Origin of the sequence: Methylacidimicrobium sp. B4, assembly GCF_017310545.1 — a bacterium.
Classification (GTDB): Bacteria; Verrucomicrobiota; Verrucomicrobiia; order Methylacidiphilales; family Methylacidiphilaceae; genus Methylacidimicrobium.
Window position 1 is genome coordinate 1,247,869 of sequence record NZ_CP066203.1, and the last position, 17,110, is coordinate 1,264,978.

Sequence of the window (17,110 nt, forward strand, 5' to 3'; positions counted from 1 at the left end):
CTTGCCTCCTAAGGGGAAAATTTCCCTTTCGCCGGGATTGCGAAGAGGGGAGAGCGGTTTTTATATAGGGTGACCGATGAGCGTCAAAATCCCCTGGAAGATCCCCCAAGCCCTGCAGACCTATCAGATTCCCAGATGGGGCGCGGGGTATTTTTCCGCCAATGAAGCGGGCCACATGACCGTTCGCCCATTGCAAGACAAGGGCCCGGAGCTCGATCTGCTCGAAGTGGTCGAAATGGCTAGGGAGCGCAAGCTTCAATTTCCGCTTCTCCTCCGCTTCCAGGATCTTCTGCGCCACCGGGTCGAAAGCCTCAACCGGGCATTCCTCGAGGCGATCGAGGAGGCCGGCTACCGCGAAGGGTTTCGCGGCGTCTTCCCGATCAAGGTCAACCAGCTACAGGAAGTCGTGGAAGAGGTGCTCGACGCGGGGGCTCCTTATCACCATGGCTTGGAGGTCGGGAGCAAACCGGAGCTTTTCGCCGCCTTGGCACTCCATCGAGACCCGGAGAGCCTGATCATCTGCAACGGGTTCAAGGATAGCCTCTTCGTCGAGACAGCACTCCTCGGGCGCAAGCTCAACAAGAAGATCTTTCTCGTCATGGAAAAGCCCACGGAGCTCGAGGTCGCCATCGATGCCGCCCGGAGGTTGGGAGTCGATCCATTCCTCGGGGTGCGCATCCGCCTCTCGGCCAAAGGCCGGGGACGCTGGGCACTCTCCAGCGGCGAAGGGGCCAAGTTCGGTCTGTCCACCCCGGAGCTGCTCGACGTCGCCGATCGGCTGCGCCAATCCGGGATGGGGCACTGCCTGCGACTCGTTCACTTTCACATCGGCTCGCAAATTCCCGACATCATCACCATCAAGCGCGCCGTCCGCGAGGCGACTCGGTATTACGCACGCCTGCGCCAATTGGGATTCCCGGTCGCCTACCTCGATGTCGGAGGAGGCCTGGGGGTCGATTATGACGGGAGCCGCTCGACCGACTCGAGCATCAACTACACGCTGCAGGAGTATGCGCGTGACGTGGTCTACAACGTGGCCGAAATTTGCGACGAGGAGAAAGTCCCCCATCCTTGCCTCATTACCGAAAGCGGGCGTGCGGTAGCCGCACACCATTCGGTTCTCGTCGTTGACGCCTTCGGTTCGATCGAGAAGGAACGCACCCCGTCCGCTGCGAAAGAAACCGAGCCACACAAGCTTGTTCGAGAGCTCCTCGAGGTCAAGAAGCTGCTCTTGAGCCGAAAAAATCGCCTCGAGCATTACCACGACGCCCTCCAGATCAAGGAAGATGCGCTTTCCATGTTCGATCTGGGCCTCCTCGATCTCCACACGAAGGCGCACGTGGAGACGCTCTACTGGGAAATCAGCAAGGAGGTGCTCTCTCTTTACGAAGGCACCAAGCAGGTCCCGGAAGAGATTCGCAAGCTCGGCAACTCGCTCTGCGACCAGTTTCTTTGTAACTTTTCCGTATTCCAGTCTCTCATCGACTACTGGGGCTTGGGCCAAGTCTTTCCCATTGTTCCCATCCATGAGCTCCACCGGCCGCCGACCCGCCGAGCCATCCTTGCGGACATCACTTGTGACTCCGATGGCAAGATCGCGACGTTCATCGATGGGGACGATGCCGTTCAGAGCACGCTTCCGCTGCATGATTTCACGGGGAAGCCCTACCTCGTCGGTGTTTTTCTGATCGGCGCCTACCAGGATATCATGGGCGACCTCCACAATCTGTTGGGGAGAGTCAACGAGGCGCATGTCTTCCTCGACGCCGACGAGCCGCAAGGGTTCTACATCGAGGAGACGATCCCGGCCCTCTCGATTGCGGAAGCGCTCGCGTCGGTGCAGTACGAGACCCACGCTCTTCAGCGGGCATTCAAATCGCAGATCGACGCAGCGATCAAGGGCGACGTGCTCAAGCCGAACGAAGGCATGCGCCTCCTGCAATTTTACGAGGCCGGGCTTCGTCATCCGACCTACCTCGAGTTTCCCTATCCGGCGAGCCTCGCTCCGACCCCGGCACCACCCCTACCGTCTCTGGTGGCGGGCTAACCGCCGCCTATTCAGGCCGAGCCCGAGCTGACCGCCGCAACGTACTGCGCTCGCTCGAAGTTTTCCGGATCCGCACAGTTCTTCTGGCTCAAAAGACCCTGCCACTGCTCGATCGACTCGTACCCATGGCGTTCCATCCACTGGGCCATGCCTTCGCGCAGCCTCCCGACCGAAGCCACGCCATGCTCCAGGAGCGTCGAACAGAGCATCGCGACTCGAGCTCCGGCAAGAATGACCTTGATCGCATCGGCGGTCTCCATGATGCCGCCGGTCGCCGCCAGATCGATCGCCACCCGGCCGTAGAGGATCCCGATCCAGGTAAGCGGGATCCGGGTATCCCGGGAGGAACCGGGCAAGAGGCCACTCCGCAGAGCCAACCGCTCGACGTCGATATCGGGTTGATAGAAGCGATTGAACAGTACCGCCCCATTCACCCCCGCTGCATGGAGGCGCTTCGCCATGTGTGCAACGTTGGTGTAGAACGGGCTCAGCTTCACAGCCAGGGGAATTCGGATTTGGGCGCGAACCAGGCGGACGATGTCGAGCGTTTCCATTTCCAGATCCGCACCCGCCTTGTCCGGGTCGGTCGGCACCGAATAGATGTTGAGCTCCAGCGCATCAGCTCCCGCCTCCTCCAGGACCTTGGCGTAGCGGGTCCACCATCCCGGGGTCGCTCCGTTCAAGCTGGCGATCACCGGAATCCCCACCGACGATTTGAGCATGCGAATGTGGTCGAGGTAGGCTCTCGCGCTGAACCGGAACTCTTCCAGCTTGGGGAACGCCTCCAGCGCGCCGCCATAGTCCTCGTACGAGTGCTCGGCAATCTCCTCCTTGAGAAGCTGCTCCTCGAAGAGAGAAGGGAGCACTACGGCCCCGATGCCCGCCGCCTCCATCTCCTTGATCCTCTCCAGCGAGGCGGTCAGGGGGGAAGAGGAGGCAACCAGTGGGGAGCGGAGCGATAAGCCAAGATAGCGCGTCTGCAAATTCGACATGAGTCCTCCGCTTTCTCTCTTCTTTGCTCCTTTTTTATCCGAAGGCAAGCGGGCTCTCCTGGGAAAGAGGCCGCCCGTTCCCCAGGCTCCCGGGCAGAAGGAGGGTCTTCGATGCCAATCGCTGCGGTCGGCAAGCCCTATTCGCCTACCGCTTGCGGCGTGTCGGCGTCAGCTACCCCGTCGGTCCGTTCCTCCTGGAGAGCCTCGAGAAAACGCTTGACAGCGGGCGAAAGAACTCTGCCCGCCTTACAAAGCAGGGCGATCGGCCGGTAGCACGGCTCACCCGTAATTTCCACCGCCGCAAGCGATCCGTTGAGCAACTCCTGCGCCACGGTGGCCGCGGGAACAATGGAAACCCCGATGTCGATCTCGACCGCGCGCTTTACCGTCTCGATGTTGTCGAACTCCATCACGGGCCGAATTTCCAGCTTGCGATCCCGAAAGAGCTGATCGATCCCCTTACGCGTCGGCATGTCCGAGGTAAAGCCCACGAAGCCCTGCCGGGCTACCTCCTCCAACCCCACTTCCTTCCGCTTGGCCAGCAGATGCTGCGGGTGACAGATGAAAATGAGGCGATCCTTGCGAAAGGATACGGCCTTCATGCCTTTGCGAACAGCAGGAAACGCAACGATCCCCACATCGCAGGTTCCATCGGCCACATCTTCGTAGACCTGCCGCGAATGGCGGTATTCCACGCGCACGTTCACTTCGGGATATTCGCGAAGAAACTTTTTCAGATAAGGCGGCAGTTCATAGAGCCCGACGCTGTAAATCGTGGAGACCCGAATCGTTCCGGCAATCGTGTTCCTCACCTCCGCAATGCGATTTTGCAGAGCCTGGTAGAGGGCGACGATTTCCTTGGCCGCCTGGTAAACCAGGGCCCCTTCCGGGGTCAGGCCGATGCGCCGTCCCGCACCCCGTTCCAACAGCGGCAGCCGAAAGCGCTCTTCGAGCCCGCGAATCTGCTGGCTGACAGCCGATTGGGAAATCGAATTGGATTGCGCAGCTTTGCTAAAGCTGCGCGAATCGACAAGATCACGAAAGACCTTTAAGGTCTCCAATTGCATTGCGTGAGTCTTAAACAAACCTAATAAACTGTCAATTTCATGGACCTCTTCGAGGCAGCAACGCTGCCAGACCGGCTGAGCCTGCTCCAGCAGCGAATCGAAATTGCCGCAGGGAAGTCCGGCCGGCTGCCCGGCGCGATCCGTCTGATCGCTGCCACCAAATCCCATCCGCCGGAAGTCCTGGCCGCGCTCTTTGCTCTCGGAATCCAAGATGTCGGCGAAAACCGGGTTCAGGAGGCGGCCGCCAAGCGCGAGGTTCTGGGATCGAAGGGGACTTGGCATTTCATCGGCCATCTACAGAAGAATAAGGCGAATACGGCCGCGCATCTCTTCGACTGGGTGCAGTCGCTCGATTCGCTGGAGTTGGCGCAAGCCCTTTCCCGAGGGGCAGCGATCCTGGGACGCAGAATCTCGGTATTGATTCAAGTGAATATTTCCGGAGAACGGAGCAAATTCGGGGCCCCTTCGGACGCAGCGCAAGCGCTCGCGCGCGAAGTCAATGCTCTCTCCGGGCTCGAATTGCACGGATTCTTCACGATCGCACCGTTTACCGAAGACCCCGAAGCATCGCGGCCCATTTTTGCGGGCTTGCGGACGCTGCGGGATCGGGTGGAAAAGGAAACCGGGCTCGCTCTTCCGGTCCTCTCGATGGGGATGAGCCACGACTTCATGATTGCGATCGAGGAGGGGAGCACGATGATCCGTATCGGCACGGCCCTCCTCGGCCCAAGACAAGCGCACGCCGATCGATGACCCTCCGACGATTCTGGTCTTGCTCTCTCCTCTTCTTCCTCCTCTGGACCGGAGGAGAATTGGCCGCGGCGGAGGGCTTCCGTATGGACTTTCTCTGGAAAACCAACCGCAAGGAAGAACGCCTGTCGCTCCTCCGGCGGGGACCCTATATCCGCATCGATCAGGCGGCCAATCTCTTTTCCTTGATCTACAATGTGGAGCTCCAATCTTTCCTGGGGTTGGAGCATCTGGACGCCCACTTCTGGTCATTTGACTGGCCGACGATCCATGCCCATGCCACAGCCAGCCGGGAAAACCGGTGGCGCCTGCGTTCCGATCCCTTTCCGGAAGATCCGACTCTTGTCCCGTTCTCCCCGTCCGCCCCATCCCCTTCGCCCCGGGCGAGCGTCTTTCACGACTTAGCTCGCTTCTCCTGGGTGCGGAATGCGGGCCAGGAAGACCGCTGGAAGGGGCGCTCCGACGAAGCCGAGGAGGCGGAAGTTCTTGCCACTCCCTGGGGAAAAGAACGTCAGGCCTTTTGGCTCTCCACCGTGCAGCAGATGAAGACCCTCTGCCAGGTTTTCCACTTTCTCCTCGGGCGGGAGGCCTGGCCCGAATCCTCTCTGGCGATCTGGCTTTCTCTCCCGGCGGAGAGCGGCATGCCCTTGGAAATGTCCTGGCGGAAAGCGGGCGGGGAAGAGGGGAGGCTGCGGCTGCTCGCTCAGCAGTGGACCGACCCGCCGGCCGAATCCTTCACGGCTCCTAAGGACTACGCGCGCGAGAGCCTCGAGGAAATCGAAGGATTCCTCCCTTAACCGCTTTTCTCTCCCCCCGGGCCGACCGGATTTTGTATATTCCGCCGATCATCGGTCCGGAGAAATGGTCCTTACCCGAAGAAGCAAATATGCCTTGCGCGCGCTGGTCTACCTGGCGCGAGCCCGAGGAAAGGGCAGCATTCTCATCGGGGAGATCGCGGAAAAGGAACGAATCCCCAAGAAGTTCCTGGAAGCGATCCTGCTCGAGCTCAAGAACAAAGGCGTCCTGGAAAGCCGCCGGGGAAAAGGGGGGGGCTATCAGCTCGCCGAAGCGCCGGACAAGGTCCTCGTCGGCCAGATCATCCGGCTCATGGACGGGCCGATCGCTCCCGTCCGCTGCATCAGCAGGAGCGCCTACGCGGCCTGCGAGGATTGTCCTGACGAAGAGCTCTGCACGATCCGGGCCGTCATGAAGGAAGTGCGCGAAAAGATCTGTGATGTGGTCGATCGGACCACTCTTTCCGACTTGGTCCGGAAGGAGGAAGAGCTCCGGCTGGCGACCCGGCGCGCGCTCAGCTTCGATATCTGAGCTGGCTGCGCCCTTCCGTGCATCCATCCATCGGCTCATCGAGCCGCCCTTTCACGCCCGTATACGCTTGCGATCAGACGCCAAAGAACTTCGGCATCAGGAGACGCAAGAGCAGGATCGCGGAGCATCCGGCAAAGAAGCCGATCGCTAGCAGCAAGCCCACGGCCCAAAGGCGAAGGCCGGTAAGGCGCTTCTGCAGGGTCCGACTCTGCTCCGTGATCTGTGAAACCAGCCCGGTCAGTTGCGAGGTCTCCTGCTGTAATCGCTCTTGCCACTGCTGGGACGAGGAACCCAGAAGATCCTGCAGCTGGCCGGTGTAGTGGTGCATCTGCTCGCTGACCTGCGCAAGAAGGGAGGAGAGCTGCGAGGTCTCCTGCTGCAACCGCTCTTGCCACCGCTGAGGCGAGGAACTCAGGAGATCCTGCAGTTGAGTCGTGTAGTGGTGCAGATATCCCAGGAACTGCTGCAAATCGTCCTGGCTGGAGGCCGCGCCAGCAGCATGGCTCGAGGTGCGTTCCAGAAGCTCCTGTACCGCACGCGGCACGCGCTCCAGATAGGCGGCATTGGCTTCGAGGAGAAGCAACAACCCACTGAGGCTGTCGAAAGAATGAGCGGGCTCGGACCGGCTTTGGTACCACTCCCAGGCAGCTTCCCTCTTTTCCGGCGGGAGATGGGCGATCGCAGCCTTCCAATACCGCCGCGGATCTGCAGGTTCCTCCGCCTCCGGGTCATTCATAGAAGATTTTGCAGATTCACCTTCCCTCCTCGCCGAGCTCCCGGTCGTTCCTGCTCGTGATCGGGTGATGAGGGTGCAGTCCGCTCGATCTTTTCCGCCTCTTCGCCAGCTAAAAGAGAAAGGGCGGCACGATCATACCGGCCGAAAAGCAGCCGCAGCCAATCTTCCAGAATGATTCGATGGATCAGATCGAGCTTCACCTCTGGATCGACAACGGCCTGCACCGGAGTGATCACCCGCTGTAATCCGATCTCCAGGGCGGCCAGTGCATCCTTGGTGTCAGCAAGCAGTGCTGGCAGCTCGAGAGTTACCGCACCCAACGAAAGCAGCTCCTTCTCAAGATCGCTACCCTCGAACATGCGAATGCGGGGAATTCGAGCGCGATTCCGTACGATTGCATAGTCCGCCTGACTACCCACTCGCTCCACCACTTCCGCGATCTCGTCCATCACCGCGAGATCATCCATTGGATAAAAGAGGATGGTGACCCGGGTATCCGGCTCTCTGCCGGTGTATTGGAAAAAGCGCACGGCTTCCAAGGAGCGCAGCAGAACGCGAGAGAGATGCGCTCGCGGATCGATCAGGGTAAGGGGCGTCTCCGGGATCCCGCGAAAAAGGCGGATCAGATCGGTCTCTGGCTCCTCGGAGAGTTCGATCAACTGAACACCCGGCACGGCCTTCGATAAGGTTCGATTGTCCGAATCGAGATCAAATGCCCGCCACGATAGTCCTCGCGCTGACATCCACCCCAGACGCGCAATCGCCTCCAAGGATTTGCCCACATTGCCCTTGCTCTGAATCGGAACGGTCACTCGATGCTTGATCATGGGTTAGCTGATTCTCCAGAAAGAAACGGATGGGAAGGTCGAGCCGATCCGCATCACGCCATCGCTCAAATTAATTTTCCCCCTGATCGGGAGAACCGGATCCTGAAATGAGGAACGATCGTCGTCAATCGGATTTTTCGGCAGCTTGCTCGGAGTGAAGGGAAGCGGTTCCCCGCCACAGGGCGGCTGGGGTAATCGCGTCTCGAGGTGCCGGTCTTGCTCGGCGACACTACGGCCTGCCCTGGAGAGGCTGCCCCACGGAAATGATCTCTCCCTCCTGCGATCGGTGCCGGCTTCCCAACGCCGCTGTCGCCCACGCCACGGTGGGGCAATTTTCCGGACCGAAGGCGATGTGCGGAAAGGGTCGGCTCGTTCCATCCCCGACCTGGCGCCTCCATTGGAGATGTCCGGCGGAATCCAACCTTGCCAAGTAGACCCTCCCTCCTTGAGCCAAGGGATCGCTCGAGACCAGCGGCCCCTTGGCTTCTCCCAAGAGCCAGAGGCTCCCATCCTCTCCGTAGCCGAGCGCCATCGGTCCGATGGAAAGATTCCTTTCGATTTCCTGGCACCAGCGGAGGGAAGCCGGTTCACCACCGTATTCGGCGACGAAGAGCCGAAGCCCGCTTGGCCGCAACGAGCGGTCTTCGGGACAAGCCCCCCAGACGCTGCTCCCCGCGATGGCAACGGCCCCTTTTTCCGAACCCGCTACAGCAAACGCAAGATTGTTCCACATCCTGCCAAAGAGATGGGACCAGAGCCTGCGCCCGGATTCGTCCCAGCGATCGACGAAGATCTTGACCTGTGGGATCCCCCGGCCACCCGAAGAAAGCCACCCGTAGTCGAGCTTCTGCTCGGTGACTCCCCGCAGAGGGCTGGGTGGGTCTCCCGACATCCCGGCAAAATAACCGACGACGGCGATCCCTCCGGTGGGGATTACGGTCAGGGCCACAGGATTTTGAATCCCTAGGGAGCCCGTTGCGAGCCACCCTGCACCGGGCTGCCTCACCTCCGGAACGGCGTGCAGCGCATAGCTCTGCAGGAGGACTCCTTTCTCCGAATAATGAAAGATTCGTGTCTCCCCTTCGGCAATCTCTGGGTGATCAAAGCCTCCTTTACCGGAAGGAGGCTGGCGCAAGGCGACATAAAGTCCTCCCTTCCCATCGAAGGTTACCACTTCGTTGGGATTGACCGGATCTGCGGCCAGCTGCTGCCCCCAAAGCAGGTCTCCCTTATCCGAAAACCGCCAGATCCGCAAAGCGCCGCCCGACTGTCCGGCCACCACGACCTCCCCCCCCGGCTCGGAAACAAGGTGAAACCGGATGTCGAACGGGACGGCTTCGACGATTGTCCTCCCCCAGAGCCGGCGTCCTCCGGAAGCCCAGCGGCTGAGCTCGGCGGAGTTCCTTCGACCCTCCTTCGGCAGCGTCGACGCAAGGAGCCAGAGGCCGCCGTCGCCGCGCGGCAGGGCATCGTATGCTCTCTGGATTCTTCCGGGACCGATCGTCCAGCTGCGCACATCCGACCCGTCCGCGGGCGCCGGCCGCGCCTTCGCGCCGAGGAGAAGGAAGCCGATCGCGACCAGAAGCAACCCGAGAGAAAGCTTGGGACGGAAGGAGCAACGGCTTGTCACTGGGGCTCTTGATTCGCCAGGGAAAGCAGATACCGGATCAGGAGGCGCACGCCAAAGCCCGTCACGCCCTTCTCGAGGTAGGGAAGCTCGCGACTGACCCAAGCCGGCCCCGCAATGTCGAGGTGAACCCAGGGAGTGGCTCCCACCCAATGCTGGATAAACGCGGCACCGACCGATCCTCCTCCTTCCCGGGCGCCGGAGACGTTCTTCACCAGCGCCACGTCGCTCTGAATGGCCTCCGCGAACTCTTCCCCCAGCGGCAGAGGCCACACCGGCTCTCCCGCCTCTTCTCCGAGCTGCCAGAGCCGATCCCGAAGACCAGAGTCCGGAGAAAAGAGCCCCGCCCGATACCGACCCAAAGCCACGATACAGGCGCCCGTGAGCGTGGCGAGGTCGAAGAGCAGGCGCGGAGCGAAGCGCTCCACAGCGTAACCGACCGCGTCCGCAAGCAGGATGCGCCCTTCGGCATCGGTGTTGAGCACCTCGATCGTCTTCCCTCCGTAGCTGCGGATCAGGTCCCCCGGGCGATAGGCGCGCGCGCTCGGCATGTTCTCGGCACTGGCCACGACTCCGACCAGCGGCACGGGCAATCCAAGCCGGCTTGCCGCTCGCATGACGCCCAGGACGGCGCAGCCCCCCATCTTGTCGAACTTCATCTCGTCCATGTGCTCGCCAGGCTTGATCGAGATCCCGCCCGAATCGAAGGTTACCGCCTTCCCTACGACGACAATCGGCGGGGCAGCCGTCGGCCGATGCTCCAGGACAATCAACCGGGGCGGGTTGTCCGATCCCTTCCCGACCGCGAGGATTCCCCCGAATCCGGCCTCTTCCAGCTCCTTCGGACCCAAGACCTGGCAGGAGAGACGACTTTCGGTGGCGAGCTCCCGCGCCTTCTCCGCCAGGACCGCGGGGGTGACGACGTTGGCTGGTTGATTCCCAAGCTGGCGGACGTAGTTGACGGCCTCGGCCAAGGTCGTGGCACGCTCGACCTCCGCGCGGACCTTCCCGGGACCCCCTTTGCCAACGGCTACGCCCAGTGCCCGCAGCGGACCCCCTTTTCGAGCCTCGGGCATCCGAAAATCTTCAAACCGATACGAGGCCAGCAAGGCTCCTTCCACAGCAAAGTCAGCTCGTTCGGGAAAGGCGGTGCAATCAATATAGACTTCTTCTGCGCCCAGCCTGCGAAGCAGCTTGACTCCTGTCCCTGCGGCCTTGCGCAGAAGATCGCCCGTAACGGGACCCTCCCCCAGGCCTACGTAAACGATACGCCCCCGCCCCTCCCGCCATATCAGGGTGGCAAGCTTCCCGCCATCGAACTCCTCTCGGAGCACCCCTTCCTTGGCGAACTCGCCCTTGCGGGCGAAGACGACGCGATCCCCCGCCTGCGGCAGATCCTCGACTGTCACCACCATGCCCATTCACTCCCCCTGGTTTTCCTGACGGCGATGTCCGAGCCGCGCTCAGCCGCCGTGAACCGGAAGAATCGCCGCCACGTCGACTTCGCGCAATTCATAAAGGCGCTGGATCGTTTCTTCGATCAGGTTGTTGGGACAAGAAGCGCCGGCCGTGATCCCGATCTCGACCTCTCCGTCGGGAAGCCAGGGCTCGGTGAGCACCTCGCATCCCTTGTGCAAATCCCAATGAAGAATTTGGGACGTGGAAATGATCTTTTCCGCATTCTTGAGGAAATAGGTCGGGAGCCGGCTCTCCCCCATCTCCGCCAAGTGACTGGTATTGCTGCTGTTGTAGCCTCCGACCACGATCAGGAGATCGAGCTTTCGGTGGTCGAGCATCTCGCGCAGGGCGTCTTGCCGCTCCTGAGTCGCGCCGCAAATGGTATCGAAGTAGCGGAAGTGCTCGAAGAGCTTCTCCGATCCATACCGGTCGATGATCGCCTGACGGATTCGCCGCTGCACCTCCTCAGTCTCCCCCCGCATCATCGTCGTCTGATTGGCAACTCCGACATACTGCAAGTGGACATCCGGATCAAAGTCGGGAGAGATGGCTCCTTGAAACTTCCGCAGGAACTCCTCCTTGTTTCCGCCTCTGCGGATATACTCGCAGACCAGATCGGTCTCGGCCAGGTCGTACACGACCAGATAGTGGCCGCTGCCATCCTCCCCGACAGCACGGGAAGCGGTGGCCTTGGTTTCCTCATGCCAGGCCTTTCCGTGAATGATCGAGGTCACTCCCTCCCGCCGATACTGCCGAACCCGCTTCCAGACCGTCATCACGTCTCCGCAGGTGGTATCGACGATCTGACAGCCGATCTGGGCGATGCGCGCCATCGTTTTCACCTGGGCCCCAAACGCCGGCACGATCACCACGTCTGAACCATCGAGATCGTCAAGATCCGATTCTCCACCGTGCTCCTGCAGTCGTTGGATTCCCAGGGCGGTCAACTGGTCGTTCACCTCGGGGTTATGGATGATTTCGCCCAGGAGAAAGATGCGCCGGTCCTGGAACACCTTGGTGGTGGCATAGGCCAAATCGATCGCCCGCTCGACCCCGTAGCAAAAACCAAATGCCTTGGCCAGCCGTACCGTGAGGCCCGCAGCAGACAGGCATCCTCCCGTTCCCTGGAGATACTCGACCAGAGGACTCCGATAGTGCTTCTCCACCTCCGCTTGAACGAGGCTCATGACTTCCGGGGTTCGCAGATTCACTTTTCCCGGCAGGGGGGCGGTCTTGCTCATAACGGGAATGATCTTGCGTGGGGAACTGGTCGGCGTCAAAAGCGTTTTTCCGGAGGGAACTCCCGAAGCCCAGAGCAGGCCGAACGCATGGCAACGCCTCTTGCGCCCTCGAGAATGAACACGGAGGGCACCCCGCTGCTCCTGGCCGAAAACCTCGTCCTCTCCCTTCCGCCCCTCCCTCCGCTACGCATCCCGAGGCTTGTCGTCCCTTCCGCCGGCTTCGTCGTGATTCTTGCGGGCGTACGGGATCTCCCGCCGATTCTGGAGCAAGCCCTGTGGCAGACGCTTGTGGGAGAGCGCCGAGCCGAAGTCGGCCGCGTGCTTTACCTGGGAGAGGAGCTCGCGCAAGCCGATCCCGGTTGGGCGGCGGCCCACGGGCTTTCCCTGGGCGTCGAGGCAGGAGTTGACGGGGCAAGCTCGGTCGAAGCCAATCTTCTCCGCTCCACAGGGGGGGCTCTTCCCACCTGGCTCTTCCGCTTTCTCCCCCTGCAAGAGCGCCTTCCCGTCCCGGCCGATCTGCTCTCGCCGGTCGAGCGGCGATGGCTCGTGCTTGCCCGCGCCCTGGCGCTGCGCCCGCGGCTTCTTCTTTTGCGGCGCCCCCTGGATGCATTCCCTCCGCTGCCCCGGCAGTCCCTGCTCGAACGCCTGATCCGCATCAATCTGGAAGAAGGCATCGCCTTCTGCTTCACCGCCGCACCCAGCGCGCTGATCGAAACGGCGGCCGCCGGGGCTTACCGGATCGTCTCTGGTCTCCTGGTTGCCGCCTAATCCTTGAGCCTCATTGCGGAGGCTTCTCCCCGGACGGAGAGTCCTCCTGCTGCGGCAGCTCCGGCTCGAGCGGAGGCGGGGGACTCTCGCGAACGGGCGCAGCCGCCTCAGGGGTAGGCTGCGGGGAGATCTTCGCAGCGTGAGCCTTCTTTTCGGGCTCCGGAGGAGGGCCCTGATAAAACTCCTTGTGGCGGATCTGACCTCCCGCATGACTCGTCCAGATCCCCAAAAGCAAGGAGGCGAGGCCGGCCAGCACGGTCGCGGAGGAGAGAAAGCTCAAGCCCTTGGGGAAGAGGGCGGAAGAGACCAAGGAGAGAGTCGCGATGGCCGCGGTTCCGTAGAGCATCCATGCCGTTCTTTCGCCTCGTTCTTCGTGAACCGCAAGCCAAGCTTTCTGCTTCTGCGTGATCATGGTTTCCACCCGGTCCTCCCCTTCGTGCCCGTAATGCTGCACGAGCCATCCGGAGGCCGAGGTGAGGATGACGAGCGAGAGGGCAACGACTTGCGTGGCTCGGCTCTTGAACGCGAGACCGGCAAGGTAGGCGGTCAGCGCCGTCGCCAGACCGTAGACCGGGATCGGATGAAGAAGGACATGGACGTACTCCGGCTGCTTGAGGGTCTCCAAAAAATCGCGGAGTTCGTTCACGTCTCGTTTCGCGGGAGCCCGGCCAATGCGATTCCTGGAATGGGCAGTGGCGCTGCGACGTTTTTGTGGGTCTCCAGACCCTCCTCTGAGAGCGGAACGACGAGAAAGCCTTTCCGGAGGTCCCCCAAAAGGAGGAGACCAACGGAAAGGCTATCCCTTCGTCGCCAGGAGGAGCTCTATTTTTCGAACTCGGTATCTTCGATCAGGTTGTAGCCTTCGGCACTCACCAGCTTCCCCTTGACCGTGACATTCGCCGTCTTGGGAATCTCCGCCGACTTGAGCGGCTTGTGCTCTCCATAGAGCATATAGAGCTTGCCATCGTCCCCTTTGAGGCCCACCGGCAATCCCAGGTTGATGCACTTCCGGGCGCAACTCGAATGCTTGTCTCCTGCCGCGCCGTGATCGAGATAGCAGTAGAGGTCCACCAGCTCGCCTTTGACAGTGACCTCTTGCTTTTCCTCCGCGCGAAGCCCCGCGATTCCGGCACAGAGCAGTAAAATCCCGCACAAGATCCTTTTTCCGATTCGCATTGTTCCTCCTATGTCGTTCAGTCCTCGAGCCGCGCAGCATCCTACACAGCCGCCTTCTCCATCACAAGGCTAATCGGTGCCGAGTCCTTCCGGCTCGAGCGCCTCTCAAGCGCAGGGGGCCGGGCGGTTACGGATGCGTTCCGGACGACGGCACAATCTCCCAGAGCGGTCCTTTCCGTCCTTCCACCACGATCTTCTCCTTTTGACCGAGGTGATTCCGGATCAGGAGGACGATGGTCGCGCAAAAGAGGACAAAGACTAGCAGGTCCGCTACGCGCAGCAGAGATCTTCTTACCCTACGCCCGAATGCACCCATGATTCGCGCCCGTCGTCTTCCTCGCAAGCCGTCCTGAAAACAAGAGAAGCTTGCGCCCACGACGCCGCCTGTGCAACAGAAAGCCGATGGTCGAATCACTGCGCAGCCTTGCGGCACTCTTCCGGGAGAATCACAGTTTCGCCGTCCTTTCGCACATCCGTCCCGACGGCGACGCGATCGGGAGCTCGATCGGCTTGGCTCTCATCTTGAAGGAAATGGGCAAGAAGGTGCGCGTCTTCAATGAGGAGGGGCCAAGCGATCCCTATGCCTACCTCTGCGGCTCGATTCCGGTCGAAAGGACTCCGGTCGAGCCTCCGGCCGACTCCCCGAAGGTGATCGCCGTCGATTGCTCGACTCCGGAGCGGCTCGGAGAGCGCTTCCTGCGCTGGGGCGTCCCGGTGGATGCGAATATCGACCACCATCCGGACAATCCGGGATACGCCGCGATCAACTGCGTCGAGGCCAGCGCGCTCGCCACCGCAGAGCTCCTTGCCCGGACCGCTCTGGAGCTCGACCTTCCGCTCCGCGCGGATGCGGCATCCGCGCTCTACGTCGGTATCCTGACCGACACCAACTCCTTCTCCTTTCGTCCCCTCCGGCCGGAAACCCTCGAGCTTGCGGCGGCCTTGATCCGCGCAGGTGCCGATCCCGAAACGCTTTCGTGGCGAACCTTCCGGAACTTTTCGCTCAACCGCTTCGCGCTGCTTCGCGAGATCCTCAACCGGACGCGTTTCGCCGCGGACAATCGGATCGCCTTTTATCGTCTCACGGCCGACCTCTATGCCGAAACGGGCACGACTTCGCTCGAGGTCGAGAACTTCCTGAGCTATCTTCAACTGGTAGAGACGGTGCAAGTGGCCTTTATGGTCGAAGAGATCAGCCCCCAGATCACTCGCATGAGCCTTCGATCGATTCCTGCGATCGACATCCGCCCCGTCGCTGCCCGCTTCGGAGGCGGAGGACACCGGTGTGCCGCGGGAGCACGCGCACCTCTGCCTGTGGAGGAAGTCGAGCAGCAGCTTCTCGAGGCGATCGTTCCTCACCTGCTCCCCGGCTCTTGAGCCCACCCGAGCGAGCGATTCATGGACATCGACGGCGTTCTTCTTTTGGACAAGCCCAAGGGATGCACATCCCACGACATGGTTGAGTTCCTGCGCCGCCGCTTCGGGCTACGGAAGGTCGGCCACTGCGGCACTCTCGACCCTCTGGCGACCGGGTTGCTGGTCCTGGTTCTCGGCAAGGCGACGCGCATTCAAGATCTTCTGATGGCCGAAGACAAGCGGTATCGCGGAGTCATGCATCTGGGCCAGATCACCGACACGCAAGACGCTGACGGCCAGATCGTCGAGGAGCGGCCCGTTCCCCCGCTCACCCGGGAAGAACTGGAGGCGGTCTTCGTCAAATTCTCCGGGGAGTTCCTCCAGGTTCCGCCGATGGTATCCGCAATCAAGCACCATGGGAAGCCGCTCTACAAGCTTGCGCGGGAAGGGAAGGTGGTCGAGCGTCCGCCCCGCCTGGTCCAGGTCTACTCTCACCAGATCCTCGAATGGAAGCCGCCGTTTCTCGGCTTCGAGATCCGCTGTCGCAAGGGCTTTTATGTGAGGACCTATTGCCACGATATCGGGCTGACCCTTGGATGTGGAGCCCACCTCGCGGAGCTGCACCGGCTCCAATCCGGAAACTTTTCCGTAGAGGGAGCGCTCTCCTTCCCCGCACTGCAGGAAATGCATCGGGCGGAGGAGCTCCTGCCTCACGTCCTGCCTCTGCCCGAAGTTTCTCGTATTCGGCGACAGTAACTTGGAGAACGAGGGATCGAGAAGTGGCGATTCCATGGATGAGTTAAGTCGAGAAGCTCTGACCGTATCGCTTTTCGAAGCCGACCCTCGGCCCGAGATCCGCCATATTTCGATCGGGTTCTTCGACGGCGTCCATCGCGGTCACCAGGAAGTCCTCCGCCAGCTGCTCGTGCTCCCTCCCGACCCGAGCGCCTGCGGGGTGCTCACCTTCGAGCCCCATCCCCTGGCGGTCATCCGCCCCGAAGAAGCTCCTCCCCGACTGACGACTCCCGCGCAAAAAGTCCGGCTGTTGGCCGCCGCCGGTCCGGGGCTCGTGCTCGTGGTTCGCTTCGACGGAAAGCTGCGCGAGCTCTCTTCAAAGCTTTTTTTCGAACGAATCGTCCGGATCTTTCCCAACCTGCGGACCGTAGTCGTCGGGCAGGATTTTCGCTTCGGACGCGGTGCGGAAGGAGACGCCGAGCGCTTGCGGGAGCTCGGCTCGAGACTGGGCTTCGCGGCGAGAATCGTTCCCCCTCTGCTCGACGGCGGCAGCCGTGTCGCGAGTAGCCGGATTCGCCAGGCGATCCGGGAGAGGCGATTCGGGGATGCCGAGCGCTGGCTGGGACGCAGTTACGCCGTCCTCGGTCGGGTGGCTCCCGGCGCGGGCATGGGCCGCCAGATCGGGAGCCCCACGGCCAATCTTACGGGCATCTCCCAGCTTCTCCCTCCCGAGGGAGTCTATGCGTGCCAGGCCCGAGTGTCGGATGTCTTTCCCGCAGTGGCCAATTACGGACGACGCCCCACATTCGGAAGGGATTCCCTTCCTCGGCTCGAAGTCCACCTGCTCGACTTCGCCGGAGATCTCTCCGGTGCCGAGATCGAGGTCTCTCATTGGCACTTTTTGCGGGAGGAGAGGCGCTTTGCCGGGGTCGACGAGCTTCGCGCACAGATCGCGCACGACGTCGCGCAGGCCCGCAACCATTTTGCGCAGCCCGACTAATGGG

The 17,110-nt window shown here is 61.6% G+C and carries 18 protein-coding genes; 8 read left to right on the forward strand and 10 right to left on the reverse strand.

The annotated features are described in order from the left end of the window. Positions 1-76: 76 nt before the first annotated feature. Positions 77-2,047, forward strand: coding sequence for a biosynthetic arginine decarboxylase (gene speA / locus MacB4_RS06025; protein WP_206862992.1), 1,971 nt, complete (start codon positions 77-79; stop codon positions 2,045-2,047). An 11-nt stretch (positions 2,048-2,058) separates the two neighbouring features. Here the strand turns inward: speA and MacB4_RS06030 are convergent, their stop codons facing one another. Together MacB4_RS06030 and MacB4_RS06035 are read right to left on the reverse strand one after the other, a co-directional pair. Continuing rightward, positions 2,059-3,039, reverse strand: a complete 981-nt coding sequence (locus MacB4_RS06030) for a dihydroorotate dehydrogenase-like protein (RefSeq protein ID WP_206862993.1) — start codon at positions 3,037-3,039, stop codon at positions 2,059-2,061. Positions 3,040-3,176: 137 nt separating this feature from the next. Then, positions 3,177-4,106, reverse strand: a complete 930-nt coding sequence (locus MacB4_RS06035) for a LysR family transcriptional regulator (protein ID WP_206862994.1) — start codon at positions 4,104-4,106, stop codon at positions 3,177-3,179. A 39-nt stretch (positions 4,107-4,145) separates the two neighbouring features. Here MacB4_RS06035 and MacB4_RS06040 point away from each other — a divergent pair, with 39 nt between their 5' ends. The 3 genes from MacB4_RS06040 (at position 4,146) to MacB4_RS06050 (ending at position 6,182) form a co-directional block, all read left to right on the forward strand. Further along, positions 4,146-4,859, forward strand: coding sequence for a YggS family pyridoxal phosphate-dependent enzyme (locus MacB4_RS06040; protein ID WP_206862995.1), 714 nt, complete (start codon positions 4,146-4,148; stop codon positions 4,857-4,859). Continuing rightward, the gene (locus MacB4_RS06045) at positions 4,856-5,653 is read left to right on the forward strand and encodes a hypothetical protein (RefSeq protein WP_206862996.1); all 798 of its coding nucleotides are present in this window, start codon (positions 4,856-4,858) and stop codon (positions 5,651-5,653) included. The genes MacB4_RS06040 and MacB4_RS06045 overlap by 4 nt, the downstream gene beginning before the upstream one ends. 64 nt (positions 5,654-5,717) lie before the next feature. Beyond that, the gene (locus MacB4_RS06050; RefSeq protein WP_206862997.1) at positions 5,718-6,182 is read left to right on the forward strand and encodes an Rrf2 family transcriptional regulator; all 465 of its coding nucleotides are present in this window, start codon (positions 5,718-5,720) and stop codon (positions 6,180-6,182) included. Positions 6,183-6,255: 73 nt separating this feature from the next. Here MacB4_RS06050 and MacB4_RS06055 read toward each other — a convergent pair whose 3' ends face one another. The 5 genes from MacB4_RS06055 to MacB4_RS06075 all read right to left on the reverse strand — a co-directional run bounded on the left by MacB4_RS06055 (position 6,256) and on the right by MacB4_RS06075 (position 12,071). Continuing rightward, on the reverse strand, positions 6,256-6,918 hold the full coding sequence (locus tag MacB4_RS06055; RefSeq protein ID WP_206862998.1) for a hypothetical protein: 663 nt from the start codon (positions 6,916-6,918) through the stop codon (positions 6,256-6,258). Beyond that, on the reverse strand, positions 6,915-7,745 hold the full coding sequence (locus MacB4_RS06060; protein ID WP_206862999.1) for an ATPase: 831 nt from the start codon (positions 7,743-7,745) through the stop codon (positions 6,915-6,917). The genes MacB4_RS06055 and MacB4_RS06060 overlap by 4 nt, the downstream gene beginning before the upstream one ends. Before the next feature lie 229 nt (positions 7,746-7,974). Next, complete coding sequence (locus MacB4_RS06065; RefSeq protein ID WP_206863001.1) at positions 7,975-9,375, reverse strand: hypothetical protein; 1,401 nt, start codon at positions 9,373-9,375, stop codon at positions 7,975-7,977. Further along, positions 9,372-10,787: a leucyl aminopeptidase gene (locus MacB4_RS06070; protein WP_206863002.1), complete on the reverse strand. Its 1,416-nt coding sequence runs from the start codon at positions 10,785-10,787 to the stop codon at positions 9,372-9,374. The genes MacB4_RS06065 and MacB4_RS06070 overlap by 4 nt, the downstream gene beginning before the upstream one ends. A gap of 48 nt (positions 10,788-10,835) precedes the next feature. Then, complete coding sequence (locus MacB4_RS06075) at positions 10,836-12,071, reverse strand: 4-hydroxy-3-methylbut-2-enyl diphosphate reductase (RefSeq protein WP_206863003.1); 1,236 nt, start codon at positions 12,069-12,071, stop codon at positions 10,836-10,838. A 114-nt stretch (positions 12,072-12,185) separates the two neighbouring features. Here MacB4_RS06075 and MacB4_RS06080 point away from each other — a divergent pair, with 114 nt between their 5' ends. Then, complete coding sequence (locus MacB4_RS06080; RefSeq protein ID WP_206863004.1) at positions 12,186-12,839, forward strand: hypothetical protein; 654 nt, start codon at positions 12,186-12,188, stop codon at positions 12,837-12,839. A gap of 10 nt (positions 12,840-12,849) precedes the next feature. Here the strand turns inward: MacB4_RS06080 and MacB4_RS06085 are convergent, their stop codons facing one another. The 3 genes from MacB4_RS06085 to MacB4_RS06095 all read right to left on the reverse strand — a co-directional run bounded on the left by MacB4_RS06085 (position 12,850) and on the right by MacB4_RS06095 (position 14,331). Next, entirely contained in the window at positions 12,850-13,485 is a 636-nt protein-coding gene (locus MacB4_RS06085; RefSeq protein ID WP_206863005.1) for a hypothetical protein, read from the reverse strand. Between the two features lie 176 nt (positions 13,486-13,661). Beyond that, positions 13,662-14,015: a hypothetical protein gene (locus MacB4_RS06090; RefSeq protein ID WP_206863006.1), complete on the reverse strand. Its 354-nt coding sequence runs from the start codon at positions 14,013-14,015 to the stop codon at positions 13,662-13,664. 127 nt (positions 14,016-14,142) lie between these two features. Then, complete coding sequence (locus MacB4_RS06095) at positions 14,143-14,331, reverse strand: hypothetical protein (RefSeq protein ID WP_206863007.1); 189 nt, start codon at positions 14,329-14,331, stop codon at positions 14,143-14,145. 86 nt (positions 14,332-14,417) lie between these two features. Here MacB4_RS06095 and MacB4_RS06100 point away from each other — a divergent pair, with 86 nt between their 5' ends. The 3 genes from MacB4_RS06100 to ribF are packed head-to-tail and all read left to right on the forward strand — an operon-like array spanning position 14,418 to position 17,106. Then, complete coding sequence (locus tag MacB4_RS06100) at positions 14,418-15,392, forward strand: bifunctional oligoribonuclease/PAP phosphatase NrnA (RefSeq protein WP_206863008.1); 975 nt, start codon at positions 14,418-14,420, stop codon at positions 15,390-15,392. Between the two features lie 21 nt (positions 15,393-15,413). Beyond that, complete coding sequence (gene truB / locus MacB4_RS06105) at positions 15,414-16,127, forward strand: tRNA pseudouridine(55) synthase TruB (RefSeq protein WP_206863011.1); 714 nt, start codon at positions 15,414-15,416, stop codon at positions 16,125-16,127. Between the two features lie 34 nt (positions 16,128-16,161). After that, positions 16,162-17,106 (forward strand): riboflavin biosynthesis protein RibF, encoded by a 945-nt coding sequence (gene ribF / locus MacB4_RS06110; RefSeq protein WP_206863012.1) that lies wholly within the window; start codon positions 16,162-16,164, stop codon positions 17,104-17,106. The last annotated feature ends 4 nt before the right edge of the window (positions 17,107-17,110 follow it).